We start from the raw sequence: 17,922 nt of genomic DNA, 5'->3' as shown, positions 1-17,922 counted from the left end.
GTAACAAACAGGTCATGACGTGCTGCCTACCGAGAATCGGCTGAGGCGGCGCGAGGACTTCGCAACCGCGGTACGCCGAGGGCGCCGGGCCGGTCGCCCGATCCTCGTCGTCCATCTACGCAGCGGTGCAACGGACCCGCACGCGCCTGGGGAGAGCGCTCCCCCGACGCGTGCGGGTTTCGTCGTGAGCAAGGCCGTGGGCGGCGCCGTCGTACGCAACCAGGTGAAGCGACGACTGCGCCACCTCGTCCGCGAACGGCTGTCCGAGCTGCCCCCCGGTAGCCTGGTGGTCGTACGGGCGTTGCCCGGAGCCGGCGACGCCGATCACGCACAGCTGGCCCGAGACCTGGACGCCGCTCTTCAGCGGCTCCTGGGAGGGGGCACGCGATGAAGTACCCGCTGCTGGCTCTCATCAAGCTGTACCAGTGGACAATCAGCCCGCTCCTCGGGCCCGTCTGCCGGTACTACCCGTCGTGTTCCCACTATGGATTCACGGCCATCGACCGGCATGGCGCGATCAAGGGCACTGCCCTGACCGCCTGGCGCATCCTGCGGTGCAATCCGTGGTCGCCCGGCGGCGTGGACCACGTGCCTCCGCGCAAGCGGCCTCGCTGGCACGAAATGCTGCGAAACGCACTGCGCGGCGACAAGGGCGGGTCCACCGCCGAGACGAGCCCGGCCGCAGAGACCTCGCCCAATGCTCAAGGAGCCTGATTAGTGGACACGATTGCCAGTTTTTTCAGCTTCATCACCACACCTGTCTCATGGGTGATCGTCCAGTTCCACAAGCTGTACGGGGCGATCTTCGGCCCTGACACAGGTTGGGCCTGGGGTCTGTCCATCGTGTCCCTGGTGGTGCTGATCCGGATCTGCCTGATCCCGCTGTTCGTCAAGCAGATCAAGTCGACCCGGAACATGCAGGCGCTCCAGCCGAAGATGAAGGCGATCCAGGAGCGCTACAAGAGCGACAAGCAGCGTCAGTCCGAAGAGATGATGAAGCTGTACAAGGAGACGGGCACCAACCCGCTCTCCTCGTGCCTGCCCATCCTGGCCCAGTCGCCGTTCTTCTTCGCGCTGTACCACGTGCTGTCCAGCATCGCCTCGGGCAAGACGATCGGTGTCATCGACCAGCCGCTGCTGGAGAGCGCCCGTCAGGCGCACATCTTCGGCGCCCCACTGGCGGCCACCTTCACCGACAGTGCCGAGAAGGTCGCCTCCCTCGACGCCTCGATCACGTCGGTCCGCATCGTCACCGCGATCATGATCATCATGATGTCGGCCTCGCAGTTCTACACGCAGCGCCAGCTGATGATGAAGAACGTCGACCTCTCGGTGAAGACGCCGTACATGCAGCAGCAGAAGATGCTCATGTACATCTTCCCCGTGATCTTCGCCGTCATGGGCATCAACTTCCCCGTCGGTGTCCTCGTCTACTGGCTGACCACCAACGTGTGGACCATGGGCCAGCAGATGTACGTGATCAACCAGAACCCGACTCCGGGCAGCGCGGCGCAGGACTCCTACCTCCAGCGACTGCTGAAGAGCGTCACCTCCCACGGTGAGGTCCGCGGCCGGCGCCGGAAGAACATCGTCAAGGCCATCGTCGCCAAGGGCAGTGACCGCAACGAGAACGAGCGCCGCTTCTTCGCGGGCCTGGCCAAGGCCGGCTTCGCCGCCCAGGCCGACGGCACCGTGATCAAGAGCGACACCATCGCGGCCGAAGCCGAGGGCGGGCCGGCGGCCCGGCGTCAGCAGCCCAAGCGCCAGACCAAGGCGAAGCGCCAGGCAGCCGCCCAGGCCCCCGCGACGAAGAGCGCCGAGGACGCCGCCGACACCCCGGCGGACGCCGAGGAGCCCAAGACCTCGCTGGAGAAGAAGCCGCAGGGTTCCGCCGCCGATCAGGCCAAGGACTCGGCGCAGGGCGACAAGCCCGCGCGCCCGAGCCGTGCCAACTCCGGTGCCACCCGTCAGGCAAAGTCCGGTCAGCGCAAGGGCCAGCAGCGGCCCAAGCACCCGTCGTCCAAGAAGTAGAAGGAGTCGATCCGTGACGGAAGGCACCACCTCCGCCCCCGCTGAGGGTGGCGACACCCTGACCCGCCTGGAGCAGGAGGGCGAGATCGCGGCCGACTACCTCGAAGGTCTCCTCGACATCGCCGATCTCGACGGCGACATCGACATGGACGTCGAGGCCGACCGGGCTGCGGTCTCGATCATCAGCGACTCGAACAGCCGCGAACTGCAGAAGCTCGTGGGCCGCGACGGCGAGGTGCTGGAGGCCCTCCAGGAGCTGACCCGCCTCGCCGTGCACCGGGAGACCGGTGACCGCAGCCGTCTGATGCTCGACATCGCCGGCTTCCGCGCCCAGAAGCGCACCGAGCTCGCCGAGATCGGCGCCAAGGCGGCGGCCGAGGCGAAGTCGACCGGTGCCCCGGTCAAACTGGACCCGATGACACCGTTCGAGCGCAAGGTCGTGCACGACGCGGTCGCGGCCGCCGGTCTGAGCAGCGAGTCCGAGGGCGAGGAGCCACAGCGCTTCGTCGTCGTTCTCCCTGCCTGACCCCTCGTCGTAGAGTCGGCCCCGTCTGCTCGCAGGCGGGGCCGATCTTTGTCAGCCTGATAACAGCCACCACAGTGCGCTCGCACGTACGCGTGCGGTACGGAAGGACGGTTCCCCGTGACGGAGGCAGCGGAGCTTCCCCCCGCGCCTGAGCAGGCGCGGACGGTATTCGGTGAGTACTACGCGGAGGCTGTCCGGTACGCGGAGCTCCTCGCGGACGCGGGCGTCAAGCGAGGGCTGATCGGGCCCCGCGAGGTCCCTCGCCTGTGGGAGCGCCACCTGCTGAACTGCGCGGTGCTCTCCGAGGTGGTCCCCGAGGGCGTCACCGTCTGCGATGTCGGCTCGGGCGCCGGCCTGCCCGGCATCCCGCTGGCGCTGGTTCGGCCTGATCTCAAGATCACGCTCCTGGAGCCGTTGCTGCGCCGCACCAACTTCCTGCAGGAGGTCGTGGAGCTGCTGGGCCTGGACCATGTGACGGTCGTCCGCGGCCGGGCCGAAGAGGTCCTCGGCAAGCTGTCGCCGGTGCACGTGGTGACGGCCCGGGCCGTGGCCCCGCTGGACCGTCTGGCCGGCTGGGGCGTTCCCCTGCTGCGTCCGTACGGCGAGATGCTGGCCCTCAAGGGGGACACCGCCGAGGAGGAGATCATCGGCGCCCGTGCCGCCCTCTCCAAGCTCGGCGTGGTGGAGACCTCGGTGCTCCAGGTCGGTGAGGGGATCGTGGATCCTCTGTCGACGGTCGTCCGGGTGGAGGTCGGGGAGAGCCCCGGCGGTGTGCGGTTCGCCGCCAAGCGGGCCAAGGCCGCCCGCCCGAGCCGTACACGTCGTCGCCGCTGACCCCTCAGCGGGGCGCAACTGATCCTAAAAAGCTGCCATACGTACGTATTTCGGAGTGTCGAGCGGTCCCGGGTCGACGGCGCGTGCATCGTGTTTCACGTGAAACGTCGCTCACTGCTGCAGGGGATCATCAGCCGCGGTCGCGCGGCCACCACGCCCTGGGACCGCAAACCGCCGGTGAAGCCCCCCTCAAGGGTGAGGGGGTTGTCCACAGAGGTGGAATCGTCCACAGAACCACGGGCCTCGCTGGTTCACGACCCCGAAAGCATGGCAGGCTCTGTCCATCGCGAGCCTGAAGCCGAGGAGAGTGAATCCTTGCGGTCCAACGCCAACATCGCGGGACCGATGACCGATCCGGTCCCCGGTCCCCGAACCGAATCGGCGGGGGAGGATGTTTCACGTGAAACACCGCCCCCGATGGACGACACCCCCATTGGCCGTGCTGCCCAACTGGCGGTAGAGGCACTGGGACGTGCCGGAGAGGGCCTGCCTCGGCCTGCCCAGACACGCGTGATGGTGGTCGCCAACCAGAAGGGCGGCGTCGGCAAGACGACCACGACGGTCAACCTTGCCGCTTCGCTCGCGCTGCACGGCGCCCGGGTCCTGGTGATCGACCTCGACCCTCAGGGCAACGCGTCGACGGCCCTGGGTATCGACCACCATGCGGAAGTTCCCTCGATCTATGACGTCCTCGTGGAGAGCAGGCCGCTCTCCGAAGTGGTGCAGCCCGTCCCGGACGTCGAAGGCCTCTTCTGCGCCCCCGCCACCATCGATCTCGCCGGTGCGGAGATCGAGCTGGTGTCGCTGGTGGCGCGGGAGAGTCGACTCCAGCGAGCGATCCAGGCGTATGAGCAGCCGCTGGACTACATCCTGATCGACTGCCCGCCCTCCCTCGGCCTGTTGACGGTCAACGCGATGGTGGCGGGCGCCGAGGTCCTGATCCCGATCCAGTGCGAGTACTACGCGCTGGAGGGACTGGGCCAGCTCCTGCGGAACGTCGACCTGGTGCGGGGGCACCTCAACCCCACGCTGCATGTCTCGACGATCCTGCTCACCATGTACGACGGCCGCACGAGGCTCGCCTCCCAGGTCGCCGACGAGGTGCGGAGCCACTTCGGCGAGGAGGTGCTGCGGACCAGCATCCCGCGGTCGGTACGCATCTCGGAAGCACCGAGCTACGGACAGACCGTGCTCACCTACGACCCGGGCTCCAGTGGTTCGCTGTCGTATCTCGAGGCGGCCCGTGAGATCGCGCTGCGAGGGGTCGGCCTCCACTACGACGCCCAGCAGGCCCACACGGGTCACCAGAACAGCCAGCGCAACATGTCGGAGGGGATCCAGTGAGCGAGCGACGTAGAGGATTGGGGCGTGGGCTCGGTGCGCTGATCCCCGCTGCTCCCCAGGAGCGCCAGGCACCGGCCGTCGGTGCGGGACAGGGATCGACCTCGCCGGGGGCCATCCCCTCCATGGCGTCCGAGCGTGGGGTGGCCGCCGCGAAGGTCGCGACCCTTCCGCAGAGCCCGTCGTCCCCGGACTCGGTGGTGCCGACGGTCGAGCCCGAGCCGACCCCCGAGGTGGACTCCCCTGCCGGAGCCCACTTCGCCGAGTTGCCGCTCGACTTCATCACGCCGAACCCGCGCCAGCCTCGTGAGGTCTTCGACGAGGACGCACTGGCGGAGCTGGTCACCTCCATCAAGGAGGTCGGTCTGCTGCAGCCCGTGGTCGTGCGTCAGCTCGGAGCCGAGCGCTACGAACTGATCATGGGCGAGCGTCGGTGGAGGGCCTGCCGGGAGGCCGGCCTGGAGCGCATCCCCGCGATCGTGCGCGCCACGGACGACGAGAAGCTTCTCCTGGATGCCCTCCTGGAGAACCTCCACCGGGCTCAGCTGAACCCGCTGGAAGAGGCGGCCGCCTACGACCAGCTGCTCAAGGACTTCAACTGCACGCATGACCAGCTGGCCGACCGGATCGGCCGTTCGCGGCCCCAGGTCTCCAACACGCTGCGGCTGCTGCGGCTCTCGCCCCCGGTCCAGCGACGGGTCGCCGCCGGTGTCCTCTCGGCCGGCCATGCCCGCGCGCTGCTCTCGGTGGACGACCCGGAGACGCAGGACAAGCTGGCGTACCGGATCGTGGCCGAGGGGCTGTCGGTCCGGGCGGTCGAGGAGATCGTCACGCTGATGGGTTCGGAGCCCACGTCCACGACCAAGCCCAAGGGGCCGCGGGCGGGGGCCCGTGTCTCCCCGGCGCTCACGGACCTGGCCGCCCGGCTCTCGGACCGCTTCGAGACCCGGGTGAAGGTGGATCTCGGTCAGAAGAAGGGCAAGATCGTCGTCGAGTTCGCATCGGTGGACGATCTCGACCGGATCCTCTCGACCCTCGCCCCCGGCGAGGGCCGCGTCCTCGACCAGGTCCACTCCGAGCAGGGCGAGGAAGACACCGAGGGCTGATCCGTCCCCGGCTTCTCCCCAGGGCGGGCCGTGTTCCGGTGAAAGCCGGAACACGGCCCGCCTTTTGCCTGCGGACGGTATCGCCCTGATCGCCCCATCGATACGATTCTGAGAGGGCGTATCCGTGCTGCGTCGGTCGAGGGAAGCGAGGATCAGCCGTGGGGCGTCGGCTCGTACCGCTCACGCTGGACAACCTTCCGGATCTCCCCCAGCGGTGTCGCTCCTGTGTCTTCTGGGAGCTCGACCCCGTCAGCGGCGAGGCCGCGGTGGAGTCGGGACGGCCGGAGCTGGAGAAGGAAGCCTGGATCTCCGCCGTGCTCCTGGAGTGGGGATCGTGCGGCCGCGTCGTCTACGTCGATGACGTGCCCGTCGGCTTCGTGCTGTACGCCCCGCCGGCCTATGTGCCGCGCTCTCTGGCTTTTCCCACCAGCCCGGTGTCGCCGGACTCGGTGCAGCTGATCACTGCCCTGATCATGCCCGGCTACCAAGGGCAGGGGCTGGGTCGGACGATGGTGCAGACCGTCGCCAAGGATCTGCTGCGACGGGGCTTCAAGGCGATCGAGGCGTTCGGAGACGCCCACTGGAAAGAACCGGCTTGTGTGCTGCCGGCGGATCACCTTCTGGCCGTGGGGTTCAAGACCGTCCGCCCCCACCCGGCTCACCCGCGGATGAGGCTGGAGCTGAGAACGACGCTCTCCTGGAAGGAGGACGTCGAGCTGGCACTGGACCGACTCCTCGGCGCGGTCCAGAAGGAACCGGCGCTCCGCCCTCTGTAGGACGACCGCGATGCACCTCTGACAGACGAACGGCCCGCCCCCAGAGGGACGGGCCGTTCGTGTTTCACGTGAAACGAAGGCGTCAGGCCTTGGTCGCCTCGTCGGAGACGAACTCCTCGAGGTCACGGAGGATCGCGGCCTTCGGCTTGGCACCGACGATGGTCTTCACGACCTCGCCGTTCTGGTACACGTTCAGCGTCGGGATCGACATGACGCCGTACTTGGCAGCCGTGGCCGGGTTCTCGTCGATATTCAGCTTCACGACCTCGATCTCACCGTGCTCGGCGGCGATGGCCTCAAGCGACGGGGCGATCTGGCGGCAGGGACCGCACCAGGCGGCCCAGAAGTCCACCAGGACGGGCTTGTCGCTCTTGAGGACATCGTCCTCGAAGGAAGCGTCGGTCACGTTCTTCAGGGCGCCGGCCACGGCGACCTCCTTAACTTCGCGGGGTGTGGGGTGGGGGATGCGGGGAGGGTCAGACCGCGGGGGTCTTCTCCGGCTCGGCGAGCTTCTCGCTGTCGGCGAGGGCAGCCAGGAAGCGCTCGGCGTCGAGTGCGGAGGAGCAGCCCGTACCGGCGGCGGTGATCGCCTGGCGGTAGGTGTGGTCGACCACGTCGCCCGCGCCGAAGACACCGGGGAGGTTGGTCCGCGTCGACGGAGCCTCGACCTTGAGGTAGCCCTCTTCGTCCAGCTCCAGCTGCCCCTTGAACAGCTCGGTACGCGGGTCGTGGCCGACGGCGATGAAGAGGCCGGTGACCGGGAGCTCGCTGGTCTCGCCCGTCTTGGTGTTCCGCAGGGTGAGGCTGGAGAGCTTCTGGTCGCCGTGGATCTCCGCCACCTCGCTGTCCCAGGCGAACTTGATCTTCGGGTCGGCGAAGGCGCGCTCCTGCATCGCCTTGGAGGCGCGCAGGGTGTCACGGCGGTGGACGATGGTGACGGACTTGGCGAAGCGGGAGAGGAACGTCGCCTCCTCCATCGCGGTGTCGCCGCCGCCGACGACGGCGATGTCCTGGTCCTTGAAGAAGAACCCGTCGCAGGTGGCGCACCAGGAGACACCGCGACCGGAGAGCGTGTCCTCGTTCGGGAGCCCGAGCTTGCGGTGCTGGGAGCCGGTCGTCACGATGACGGCCTTGGCGCGGTGCACGGTGCCGGCGGTGTCGGTGACGGTCTTCACGTCGCCGGTCAGATCCACGGCGACGACGTCGTCCGGGACCAGCTCCGCGCCGAAGCGCTCGGCCTGGGCGCGCATGTTGTCCATCAGGTCGGGGCCCATGATGCCGTCACGGAAGCCGGGGAAGTTCTCCACGTCGGTCGTGTTCATCAGTGCGCCACCAGCGGTGACAGCACCCTCGAAGACCAGCGGCTTCAGCGACGCACGCGCCGTGTAGAGCGCAGCGGTGTAACCCGCGGGCCCGGAGCCGATGATGATCACGTTACGGACGTCGCTCACGGGTTTCTTCCTCGTCTCTGCAGACTGCCTACTGCTACGGGGCGATCGGGTCGGTGACTCTCACCCCACCCAACGGATCCTACGGGTCGAGCATTCCCGAATTCGCCCCGCGGCACAGCGGTACGTCAGGAGCGAGGGTAGGAGTCCGTCAACAAGACCTTGGCCTTGTCCGCTCCGCCGCCGTCCGCGCAGGACGCGTCCAGCACGAATGCCTGCACCTGAGTGGGGTCCGCCCGGTCCGGGAGAACGAGGAGGTAGGCCGCCGTTCCCTGGTAGTCGCCCTTCTGGAAGGCGAGAGGCGCGTCCGGATGACCGGTGCCGGCCTTGACGCACGCGGGGATGGCTGCGGCGAGGGTGCGCTTGGGAGTGTTGCCGCCCTCGGCGGACATCGACTCGGGGCTGCCGTCCTTGGGGGCCCTCAGGGTGGCGTCCGGCTGCAGCAGGGCCTGGACTCGTGTCTCGACCGGCTCGCCGTCGAAGCGGGACGCGGCCGTGTCGCTGACCGCTGCGTCGCTCCGCTTGTCGCCGGAGTCGCCACTGAGCGTCTGGACGCCGCCTTGGACGAAGAAGAGGCTCAGCCCCAGGGCAACGGCGCCGAAGGCAGCCCCAAGGGCCGCGTTCCGGCGACGGCCGGCCTTTCCCGGACGGCCGGGTCCGGTGGCGGCCCGAGGACGCCCGGCGGGCCGGTCCCCGCCCGAGCCCGCTGGAGCGGTAGCGGGCGACTTCTGGGGGGCGGGCGCTGTTTCACGTGAAACATGGTCGTCCGCGTCGGGAGTCGTGGCGTCGAGCAGGGCCTCGGCCGCAAGGGCGGCGTCGATGCGGCCGGCGATGTCAGCGGGCATCCGGGGCGGACCCGGCAGCGTTCCCAGCAGCCCGCGGATCTCCTCCAGGGAGGTGCGTACATCCGCACAGAGGGGGCAACCGTCGATATGCCGCCGTACGACGGCGGTGCGGGACGGCGAGAGCAGCCCCTCGTTGAGGTCGGAAATCTCCGAGACGTCCGGGTGCTGGGTCGTGTCGGTCGAGGATGTCACGCGCGCCCACCTCCGCCCTTCACAGCAGCCGGACCGTTCGGTCCGGTATCCCTTGGCCCCGCCACCGGTGGGACGGATGTCCCCGGCGTCCGGTTCCTTCCCCGCTCGGCTGCCTCGTTACCCACCGTGCCGGCGCGCAGATGAGTGACCATGGGCAGCAGTTTCGCCCGGCCCCGTGCGCACCGGCTTTTCACCGTTCCGGCAGGCACCTCCAGGATGCGGGCGGCTTCGGCCACGGGGTATCCCTGCATGTCGACGAGGACGAGGGCCGCTCGCTGGTCTTGCGGGAGTTTGGCCAGGGCGGCCAGCAGCTCCCGGTGAAGGTCCTGGCGCTCGGCGGGCGCTTCGGCCGATTCGGCGGGCTCGAGAAGCTGCTCGAAGCGGGCGGTGTCGTCCATGGGAGACGTCTTACGGGAGGCGGTTTTACGGGCACGGTCGAGACAGGCGTTCACCGTGATGCGGTGGAGCCAGGTCGTGACCGCGGACTGGCCTCGGAAGGTGTGGGCGGCCCGGAAGGCGGAGACGAGGGCGTCCTGGACGGCGTCAGCGGCTTCCTCGCGATCCCCCAGCGTCCGCAGCGCGACGGCCCAGAGGCGGTCGCGGTGGCGCCGTACGAGCTCACCGAAGGCGTCCGGTTCACCGGCCACATGTCGCGCCAGGAGTTCCTGGTCGTCCATGTCGCCGTATATGGCGTCGTCCAACGGTGAGCCCCCTCCCCTTCGGCCGTCAGCTGGTGATTTTGATGTCCGAGATCTTGCCGCGGAAGTTGCCCTCGCTGCTGGCGGGCAGCTTCGTCAGCCAGATCAGAACGTAGCGCGTCGTCACCGGCTTCGGGGCCTTCAGGGTCACGCTGGTTCCGGAGCCGGACACCTGGGTGGCGAAGCCGTCAGGTGTGGTCGGTGCGGTGGTGTCCCCGGCCGGCGCGGTCCGCAGTTCCACCGAGGTCTGTCCCACGAAGGAGAGCTCGACGGAGCCGACCTGCTGAGCCGTCCCCAGGTCGAGCACCATGCCCACGCCCTCCTTGAGTTCCCCGAAGTCCGCGCTGTAGTAGCCGTCGGTGTTCCAGAAGCTGCTGGGGTCGCCGTCGTAGGCGTTCTTTATGCCCTCGGGCTTCTCCGAGCCGCTGCCCAGCGGATCGAAGTCGTGGGCGTCGACGATGGCGACGGGCTTGCCGACCGCCGGTGCCTTCTCGTCGTCCGTGGAGTCCTGCGGCTGGGTGTTCTGCGGGGTGTCGGTGCCCTTCTTCTGGTCGAGCAGCCGGTCCGCGATCTGCCAGCTGCCCAGTCCCAGGGCGGCGATGAGCAGCGCGGAGACGGCCCACTTCAGGGCCCTGCCCGTGCGGCTCTCCAGCGGAGCGGGCGGCACGACCACCGGCGGCGGGACCGGGGCGCCCGGGCGCTGCGCCGGGCGGCCGTACGTGCCCTGCTGGTAGGTGGTGCGCTGGTACTCCGGCGGGGTGGGGAACGCGGGCTCCGGCGGGCGGATGCGGGGCATGGCCGCCACGGCCTTGGCCAGCTCGTCCGGGGTGGTGCAGGGCGGCTCCTGGCGCGAGGCCGTGGCCCCGTCGTTGGCGAGGGCTCGCATGGCGATCTCGGACAGGCCGCGATGGACCCCGGCCCGTACCTGGTCGGGAGCGAGCAGGCCCACACCCTTGGGAAGGCCGGAGAGCCCGTGGGCGTCGCTGTCGTACGGCCAGCGCTGGGTCAGCGCGGCGTACAGCAGGGCTCCGATCGCCTCGGTGTCGGTCCGCTGGGGCCGTTCGGCGCTGATGCCCCGCAGGGCGGCGTTCACGGCGAGGCCGCGGATCCGGTACTGGCCGGTGGAGCTGCGCAGTACGGCGCTCGGGGTGAGACGGAGGTGGGCGAGGCCCTCGCGGTGGGCCGCTGCCATCGCCTGGGAGACCTGGCTGACGAGCTGATAGGCGTCGTGCGGCTCCAGCGGGCCGACCGCGAGGAGCGCGGTGAGTTCCGTGGAGTCGGGCAGCCACTCGTGCACCACGTACACGAGGTCGTTCTCCTCGACGGCGTCGAGGACCTGGACGAAACGGGGGTCGCCGAGGAGCGCCGCGGAGCGGGCCGCCGCGAGCACCGAACGGGCTCGTGGGTGGTCCGCGGGCAGGAGGTGGACGCCGACCGCCCGACGCAGTTTCTCGTCGACAGCACGCCAACTGCTGAAACCGTCCAGACGGGTGACGCACTCCTCCAGGCGGTAGCGCCTGGCCAGTTTGTGGCCGCTGTGCAGCTCGGGTGTCTCGATGGAGGGCTGTTCGCCGTTCTGCCGATCGTCGGCCTTGTTCTCCGCGTCTTCGGCGGAGTTCTCCGCCTTCGCCTGCGCTTTCGCCACCCCGTCGGTCGCGGCCTTGCCCGCCTTGGCGGTCAGCGGGTCGTCACCGCTGTTGTCGGCCACGTCGACGGCAGCCGTGCTACGTTCCGCCACCGTCGTTCCTGCCTCCCCATCCGTTGCGCCACATCCAACAGCCAAGCCAATTGTGCCCACAGTCGGCCGCTCTGCACGACACGCGGCAGCCGACGATGGTTGTGCGGGACGGATCTCCTACCGTCCGAGGCGTCCCCGGACCATACCGACCATGGAGTTCAGCTCGGCGATCCGCATCCGCTTGGCCGCCACGAAGAAGACACCGAGCAGGACGACACCGCCGACCACGAGGGCCGCGAGCGAGCCCAGAGCATCCTCGCCGAGAACCTTCAGGAGGCCGAACCCGACCGCCCCCGCCACGATCGCGGCGGGCAGGGAGGCCAGGCAGAGCCGCGCATAGGTTCGCATGACATGGGCGCCGTCCAGGTCCCCGCCCAGGCGGTTGCGCAGCCGGCGCCAGGCGACGCCGACCCCGACGGCGTAGGCGAGACCGTAGGAGGCGGCCATGCCGACGACGGCCCACTGGGCCGGCAGAACGAAGTAACAGGCGGCCGAGGCAGCCGCGTTGACGGCGGCGACGATGACCGTGTTGTAGAAGGGCGTCCGGGTGTCCTCGTAGGCGTAGAAGCCGCGGAGCACGACGTACTGCACCGAGTACGGGATCAGACCGAGGCCGAAGGCCATGAGGATGAAGCCCATGCTCTGGGCGGCCTGGACACCGCTGGAGGCGTAGAGCAGGGTGCACATCGGGACGCCGAGGGCGAGGAAGGCGAAGGAGACCGGGACGATCGCGACCGCGGAGTTCCGCAGTCCCTGCGAGATGTCGTCGCGGACGGCGCCGGGGTCGTCGTCGTGGGCCGCACGGGAGATGCGGGGCAACAGCGCGGCCATGACCGAGACGGTGATGATGGCCTGCGGCATGCCCCAGATCAGCTGGGCGTTGGAGTAGGCGAGGAAGCCCGCGCCGCTCTTGCCCGACGCCTCGCCCGCGGCGGTGGCGAGCTGGGTCACGACCAGCACACCCGCCTGGTTGGCGAGGACGAACAGCACGGTCCACTTGGCGAGCTTGACCGTCTTGCCGAGGCCGTGGCCCTTCCAGTCGAAGCGGGGCCGGAACCGGAAGCCCGTCTCACGGAGGTAGGGGATCATCGCCAGCGCCTGGACGGCCAGGCCGAGAAGGGTGCCGATGCCCAGCAGCCGGATGCCGTCCTCCGGGATGGTCTGCACACCCATCTGGGACTCGGCGGAGGTGCCGTAGACCCAGATGAAGAGGCCGAAGGTGACGATCATGACGATGTTGTTGAGGACCGGGGTCCACATCATCGCGCCGAACTTGCCCCGGGCGTTCAGGATCTGACCCATCACCACATGGACGCCCATGAAGAAGATGGTGGGCAGGCAGTAGCGGGCGAAGGTGACGGCGACGCTGTTGGCGGCGGCGTCGTCGGCGATGGTGTTGGACATCAGCCGGATCAGCAGCGGGGCCGCGAAGACGGCGAGCGCCACGATCGCGCCGAGGGCCACCATGACAAGGGTGAGCAGCCGGTTGGCGTACGCCTCTCCGCCGTCCTCGTCGTTTTTCATTGCGCGGACCAGCTGCGGAACGAAGACGGAGTTGAGGCCACCGCCGACGGTGAGGATGTAGATCATCGTCGGGAGGGTGTACGCGATGGTGAAGGTGTCGCCGAGGAGGGCGGCGCCGAGGGCGCCGGTGATCACGAGGCTGCGGACGAAACCGGTGAGGCGCGAGACCAGGGTCCCGGCCGCCATCACCGCGCTCGACTTCAGCAGCCCGGAGGCACGGCCGGACTTCTTCGGGGCGGGGGCGGGCATCGGACGCGGCTCCGGAGCGGGCGGAGGCACCTGTCCGGGGGCCTGCTGGTCCCGGTAGAGGTGCGCGAAGGCGTCCGGCTCGGGGCCCTCCTCGCCGGCCCGGGTGACGAGGTCGTCCACACCGGTGAACTGGACCGTGCGGGCGTCGTCGCCGTAGGGCAGGTGGCGCGAGGGACCGTCGGGCTCGGGCGCCGGGGTCTGCGCCCACACCCTCGGGTCCGGGGCGTACGCGGGCGCGGCCGGCTGCTGGTAGAGCGGCTGGGGTTCCTGATAGGTGCCCGGGGGCGGCGGGGGGTGCGCGGCCCGGTCGTAGAGCGCCTCGTTCACCGGGTCCTGGGCGGAGAGGTCCTGGGCCTGGTAGGGGTCGTGCGCGTAGGCGTCCTGGACGTAGGGGTCCTGCCCGTAGGGCTCCTGGGCGTAGGGATCGGGGCTCGGCTGCGGGGGAGGCGGAACCGGCGCCCGGCCTGGGCCCGGGGGCGTCCCGCCGGACGGCTCGGTGCCGCCCGCGCCCTGGCCGCGGTCACCGTCGTACGGCGCGTTCATGGTTACCCCACCTCATCGTCCCCGGCCGACCGGCCACGACATCGCTCAACGGTCCACTTTCTCACCCGGGCCCGACCGGTCGCCGCTTTCGGGACCGGTGTCCGGCGTCGGGTCACTCGGCTGCCCGGGATCGTCGCCCTCCGGGGGTTCCGCTTCGGCGTTGCCGGCGGCCGCGCGCTTGCGCTGGGTGTACATCCGTACGCCGGCGAGGACGAGCAGCAGCACACCACCGGCGATGACGAGCATCACGGTGGAGGTGATCTCGGAGACCTTCACGGTGAAGGTCATCGGCTTGCCGTACGGCTTGCCGTCCTCGGTGAAGAGCTGGGCCTCCATCGGGACCGGACCGTTGGCGTTGGCCGATGCGGTGAACTTCACCGACTGGCTGTGTCCGCCGTTGATCTTCACCGGACGTTCGGAGCTGACGGCGCCGTCGATCTGCAGACGGGTCTTGTTGCTGGAGGTCAGCCGCAGCACCAGGTGATCCACGCCCTGCAGCAGCTTGTTCTGCACGGTGACGGGGATGGTGGCGCTGCGTCCGGAGAGCATGAGGTCCGACTTGTCGATCAGCTGCACCTCTTCGGTGAGCGCCCGGAGGTAGTCGCGGACCTCGATCCGGTACAGCGAGGCCGCCGGTGCCTCGCCCCGCCAGGACGTCGACATCTCCCGGCTGATCGCATTGCCGAAGGGGGTCACCACGCGGTCCGGCTGGCTCAGGATGACCTTGAAGTCGTCGAGCGCGTCGCGCGTCTCCTTCATGTCGCGGAAGGCCTGGACCGGCAGCTCCTGGGCCCGCAGGCGCTGCGGGTAGCGGGAGGCGCTGGGCACCTTGGTCACGGAGTCCGGATCCGGCTTCGTCGCGGCGGCCGTGATGAGGTCGGAGGGCTGCGTCCAGCGCTGCGCCGCCAGCCCGCGGAGCGCGGTCGCCATGCTCTGCGCCTGGGCGGTCGTCGGGATCCGCTGGGGGGCGACCACGACGCTGCGCTGCTCGTCGGGCTGTTCCAGGGTGACGGCGAGCGACTGGGCGAGGAACTCCTGTACGGCGCGCGTGGCGGATCCGGTGCGGATCAGATCGCCCTCGAAGGCGGTCGAGAGGGACGCGTCGCTGACGACGGCGGTGGTGCCGCCGCCGACGGCGCGCGCGGCCGTGGGGGTGTAGGGGAGGTCGTCCCGGAAGCTGTCGCTGCGGGCGATGACCTTGTGGGCGCCGGCCGAGGTCGCGACGTCCATGATCGAGGGATCGACGGCTCCGTCGACGGGCCAGGCGAAGTCGGTGGAGGGCGTCACGTGGAGCGTGGTCTCCACGGTCGTCTGCGCCAGTTCCGTGGCCAGCCGGAGGTGGCTCAGCGAGCCGGGGACGTCCTTGCCGCGGTGGGCCAGGGAGGCGATGTCGGGGTCGGCGAACGGCAGGGCGACGACCTTGCGGTCGGCCACCGCCTTCTCCAGCTGGTCGAGCCACTGCTCGGCGAGCGCCTGGTTCGTGCCGGGCACCGTCGCGGCGCCGCTCTTGACGCGGTAGCTGCCGGTCATGGCGTCGACGGTGGCGAGCAGGTCCGGATCGATGACCCAGGTGACCGGGAGGTCCTTGCCCAGCGCGACCATCTGCTCGAGACGCCCGCCGGGGGCGAGCTCGGCGGCCAGGTCGTCGTTCTCGAAGACCGGCGTCTGCTGGTCGTCCGAACCCGTCTCCGCGGACACCCGGGCCGAGGAGATGAGGGGCCAGAGGTAGGTGAGCTGGGTCCTCTTCTCGGTGGCTTCGGGCTGGTAGGGCAGGAAGGTCCGCTCGATGCCGAGGACGCGCCCACTGGGCTGGGCCGGCGTCCGGCCGGTGAGGGAGACCCCCAGCTGGTAGACGCCGCCGTCCTTGAGCCCGAGCTTGTCGACCGGGACGGAGAGCTTGAACTCGTGGCTGAGTCCGGCTCCCAGGCGGGGGATCTTGAGGGCGTAGGTGCCGCCGAGGGGCGCCGGGTCGTCGCCCGGCCGGAAGCCGGTGCGGTCGGAGACCTGCTCGATCTGGCTGCGGCTGGTCATCCGGGGCCCGACGCGGAGGTCGACGGTGGCGTCGGTCACGGCCTGCTTGCTCTGGTTGGTGACCGTGCCGGAGACCGTGAGGGTGTCGCTCTCCAGCGGTGCGCTCGGCGAGAGCGTGTCGAGGGACACACTGACCGTCTTGGATCCGCTCGGCTCCTCGGCCGCCGCTGCCGGGGGCGCCACCGGGCCCGCGAGGATTCCGGCCAGGAGGGGCGTTCCGGCGATCAGGGAGGCCGCACGCCGCAGCCAGCGACGGGCAGGTGAGGGACCGGTCCCCTGGATGTCTGCCGCCTCGGCCACGCGTTCGCCCGTCCTCGTCGTATCAGTGGTGTCGGTGGTTCCCGGTTGCTGTGTCCACGCATGGTAACGAGGCACGCTGTGGCCAAGTGCCGGGGAGTGCTCCAGGTGATCGCCGCGAGGGCGGAGGCCCCGGTGAAAACGGGGACGCCGGGACGAGCCGGGGCACGTACCCTTTTCTGTTGTGCCGAACGCCAACGAAGACACCCCGACTGCACTGAGCCAGGTGCAACGCCGCGCGGTCAGCGAACTGCTGCGTGTGTCCCCTGTCGCCGACGACCTCGCGCTCCGTTTCCAGGAGGCCGGGTTCAGCCTCGCGCTGGTCGGCGGCTCGGTACGGGACGCGTTGCTCGGCCGGCTCGGCAACGACCTCGACTTCACGACCGATGCCCGCCCCGACGATGTGCTGAAGATCGTCCGGCCCTGGGCGGACGCGGTCTGGGAGGTCGGCATCGCCTTCGGCACGGTCGGCTGCCAGAAGAGCGGCTACCAGATCGAGGTCACGACGTACCGCTCCGAGGCGTACGACCGCACCTCGCGCAAGCCCGAGGTCTCCTACGGCGACTCCATCGAGCAGGACCTCGTCCGGCGCGACTTCACGGTCAACGCCATGGCGGTGGCGCTCCCGGCGAAGGAGTTCATCGACCCGCACGGCGGCCTCGAGGACCTCGCCGAGCGGGTGCTGCGGACGCCCGGCACGCCGGAGGAGTCCTTCTCCGACGACCCGCTGCGCATGATGCGCGCCGCTCGCTTCGCCGCCCAGTTGGACTTCGAGGTGGCGCCCGAGGTCGTCACGGCGATGACCGAGATGGCCGGCCGCCTGGAGATCGTCTCCGCCGAGCGCGTACGTGACGAGCTCAACAAGCTGCTCCTCTCGACGCACCCGCGGAAGGGCCTCGGTCTGCTCGTCGACACGGGACTCGCCGATCACGTGCTGCCCGAGCTGCCGGCGCTGCGGCTGGAGAGTGACGAGCACCACCGCCACAAGGACGTCTATGAGCACTCCCTGACGGTGCTCGACCAGGCGATCGACCTGGAGGAGGACGGACCGGACCTGGTGCTGCGGCTGGCGGCCCTGCTCCACGACATCGGCAAGCCGCGTACCCGGCGCTTCGAGAACGACGGTCGGGTCTCGTTCCACCACCACGAGGTGGTCGGCGCGAAGATGACCAAGAAGCGCATGATCGCCCTCAAGTACTCCAACGACATGATCAAGGACGTCTCGCGGCTGGTGGAGCTGCACCTGCGCTTCCATGGCTACGGGACCGGAGAGTGGACCGACTCGGCGGTGCGCCGCTATGTGCGGGACGCCGGCCCGTTGCTCTCGCGGCTGCACAAGCTGACCCGTTCCGACTGCACCACGCGGAACAAGCGCAAGGCGAGTGCGCTCTCCCGTGCGTACGACGGTCTGGAGGAGCGCATCGCACAGCTCCAGGAGCAGGAGGAGCTGGACGCCATCCGTCCCGACCTGGACGGCAACCAGATCCAGGAGCTGCTGGGGATTCGGCCCGGTCCCGCTGTCGGACGGGCCTATCAGTTCCTGCTGGAGCTCCGACTGGAGAACGGCCCCATGGAGCGTGAGGCGGCCGTGGCCGCGCTCAAGGAGTGGTGGGCGGCACAGGACTGAGTCGAGGCGGGGGGGTGTTTTAGGGACAAAAAAAAACCCGCCGGGGGGGGGCGCCGGGCCGGGGGGGGGGGGGGGGGGGGGTTGTAGAGGAAAAAAAAAAACCAAAAAAAAACACC

General features: G+C 69.5%; 16 protein-coding genes. 9 read left to right on the top strand and 7 right to left on the bottom strand.

Annotated elements, in window-relative coordinates:
* Positions 1-19 precede the first annotated feature (19 nt).
* From rnpA to ACFZBD_RS15385, 8 genes are all read left to right on the top strand, one after another.
* Positions 20-391 (top strand): ribonuclease P protein component, encoded by a 372-nt coding sequence (rnpA, locus tag ACFZBD_RS15420; protein ID WP_391140005.1) that lies wholly within the window; start codon positions 20-22, stop codon positions 389-391.
* On the top strand, positions 388-714 hold the full coding sequence (gene yidD, locus ACFZBD_RS15415) for a membrane protein insertion efficiency factor YidD (protein WP_015034858.1): 327 nt from the start codon (positions 388-390) through the stop codon (positions 712-714). Before rnpA ends, yidD begins: the two co-directional genes overlap by 4 nt.
* A gap of 3 nt (positions 715-717) precedes the next feature.
* Positions 718-2,031: a membrane protein insertase YidC gene (yidC, locus tag ACFZBD_RS15410; protein ID WP_391140004.1), complete on the top strand. Its 1,314-nt coding sequence runs from the start codon at positions 718-720 to the stop codon at positions 2,029-2,031.
* Between the two features lie 13 nt (positions 2,032-2,044).
* Positions 2,045-2,557 carry a R3H domain-containing nucleic acid-binding protein gene (locus ACFZBD_RS15405; protein ID WP_391140003.1) on the top strand — a complete coding sequence of 171 codons (513 nt, stop codon included), beginning with the start codon at positions 2,045-2,047 and terminating at the stop codon, positions 2,555-2,557.
* Positions 2,558-2,674: 117 nt separating this feature from the next.
* A complete protein-coding gene (gene rsmG, locus ACFZBD_RS15400) occupies positions 2,675-3,391 on the top strand; it encodes a 16S rRNA (guanine(527)-N(7))-methyltransferase RsmG (protein WP_391140001.1) in 717 nt (238 codons plus the stop codon).
* A 267-nt stretch (positions 3,392-3,658) separates the two neighbouring features.
* Positions 3,659-4,735 carry an AAA family ATPase gene (locus ACFZBD_RS15395; RefSeq protein WP_391139999.1) on the top strand — a complete coding sequence of 359 codons (1,077 nt, stop codon included), beginning with the start codon at positions 3,659-3,661 and terminating at the stop codon, positions 4,733-4,735.
* Positions 4,732-5,838: a ParB/RepB/Spo0J family partition protein gene (locus ACFZBD_RS15390; protein ID WP_391139996.1), complete on the top strand. Its 1,107-nt coding sequence runs from the start codon at positions 4,732-4,734 to the stop codon at positions 5,836-5,838. Before ACFZBD_RS15395 ends, ACFZBD_RS15390 begins: the two co-directional genes overlap by 4 nt.
* Positions 5,839-5,996: 158 nt before the next feature.
* Positions 5,997-6,614, top strand: coding sequence for a GNAT family N-acetyltransferase (locus ACFZBD_RS15385; RefSeq protein ID WP_391139994.1), 618 nt, complete (start codon positions 5,997-5,999; stop codon positions 6,612-6,614).
* An 82-nt stretch (positions 6,615-6,696) separates the two neighbouring features.
* On the opposite strand, the gene trxA is transcribed toward ACFZBD_RS15385, so the two are convergent.
* From trxA to ACFZBD_RS15350, 7 genes are all read right to left on the bottom strand, one after another.
* The gene (trxA, locus tag ACFZBD_RS15380) at positions 6,697-7,041 is read right to left on the bottom strand and encodes a thioredoxin (protein WP_391139992.1); all 345 of its coding nucleotides are present in this window, start codon (positions 7,039-7,041) and stop codon (positions 6,697-6,699) included.
* Positions 7,042-7,090: 49 nt separating this feature from the next.
* Positions 7,091-8,065, bottom strand: a complete 975-nt coding sequence (gene trxB / locus ACFZBD_RS15375; RefSeq protein ID WP_391139990.1) for a thioredoxin-disulfide reductase — start codon at positions 8,063-8,065, stop codon at positions 7,091-7,093.
* A gap of 125 nt (positions 8,066-8,190) precedes the next feature.
* On the bottom strand, positions 8,191-9,099 hold the full coding sequence (locus tag ACFZBD_RS15370) for a hypothetical protein (RefSeq protein ID WP_391139988.1): 909 nt from the start codon (positions 9,097-9,099) through the stop codon (positions 8,191-8,193).
* Positions 9,096-9,776 (bottom strand): RNA polymerase sigma factor SigM, encoded by a 681-nt coding sequence (gene sigM, locus ACFZBD_RS15365; protein ID WP_391140449.1) that lies wholly within the window; start codon positions 9,774-9,776, stop codon positions 9,096-9,098. The genes ACFZBD_RS15370 and sigM overlap by 4 nt, the downstream gene beginning before the upstream one ends.
* A 49-nt stretch (positions 9,777-9,825) precedes the next feature.
* Positions 9,826-11,535, bottom strand: a complete 1,710-nt coding sequence (locus tag ACFZBD_RS15360; RefSeq protein WP_391139986.1) for a protein kinase family protein — start codon at positions 11,533-11,535, stop codon at positions 9,826-9,828.
* Between the two features lie 117 nt (positions 11,536-11,652).
* On the bottom strand, positions 11,653-13,851 hold the full coding sequence (murJ, locus tag ACFZBD_RS15355; protein WP_391139984.1) for a murein biosynthesis integral membrane protein MurJ: 2,199 nt from the start codon (positions 13,849-13,851) through the stop codon (positions 11,653-11,655).
* Between the two features lie 45 nt (positions 13,852-13,896).
* The gene (locus ACFZBD_RS15350) at positions 13,897-16,182 is read right to left on the bottom strand and encodes a DUF6049 family protein (RefSeq protein ID WP_391139982.1); all 2,286 of its coding nucleotides are present in this window, start codon (positions 16,180-16,182) and stop codon (positions 13,897-13,899) included.
* 181 nt (positions 16,183-16,363) lie between these two features.
* Between ACFZBD_RS15350 and ACFZBD_RS15345 the strand changes: the two genes are divergently transcribed.
* Positions 16,364-17,806 carry a CCA tRNA nucleotidyltransferase gene (locus ACFZBD_RS15345; RefSeq protein WP_391139980.1) on the top strand — a complete coding sequence of 481 codons (1,443 nt, stop codon included), beginning with the start codon at positions 16,364-16,366 and terminating at the stop codon, positions 17,804-17,806.
* Positions 17,807-17,922: the final 116 nt, after the last annotated feature.

Source organism: Streptomyces sp. NPDC008121 (genome assembly GCF_042957155.1).
Lineage (GTDB): Bacteria > Actinomycetota > Actinomycetes > Streptomycetales > Streptomycetaceae > Streptomyces.
Note: the sequence above shows the minus strand (reverse complement) of the source record. Positions and strands in the feature narration are given on the sequence as shown.

What these genes read in the sequence shown, in the direction of transcription:
- murJ (WP_391139984.1), bottom strand. Translation starts at nt 13,851, where the DNA reads ATGAACGCGCCGTACGACGGTGACCGCGGCCAGGGCGCGGGCGGCACC.
- yidD (WP_015034858.1), top strand. Translation starts at nt 388, where the DNA reads ATGAAGTACCCGCTGCTGGCTCTCATCAAGCTGTACCAGTGGACAATC.
- sigM (WP_391140449.1), bottom strand. Translation starts at nt 9,776, where the DNA reads ATGGACGACCAGGAACTCCTGGCGCGACATGTGGCCGGTGAACCGGAC.
- ACFZBD_RS15395 (WP_391139999.1), top strand. Translation starts at nt 3,659, where the DNA reads ATGGCAGGCTCTGTCCATCGCGAGCCTGAAGCCGAGGAGAGTGAATCC.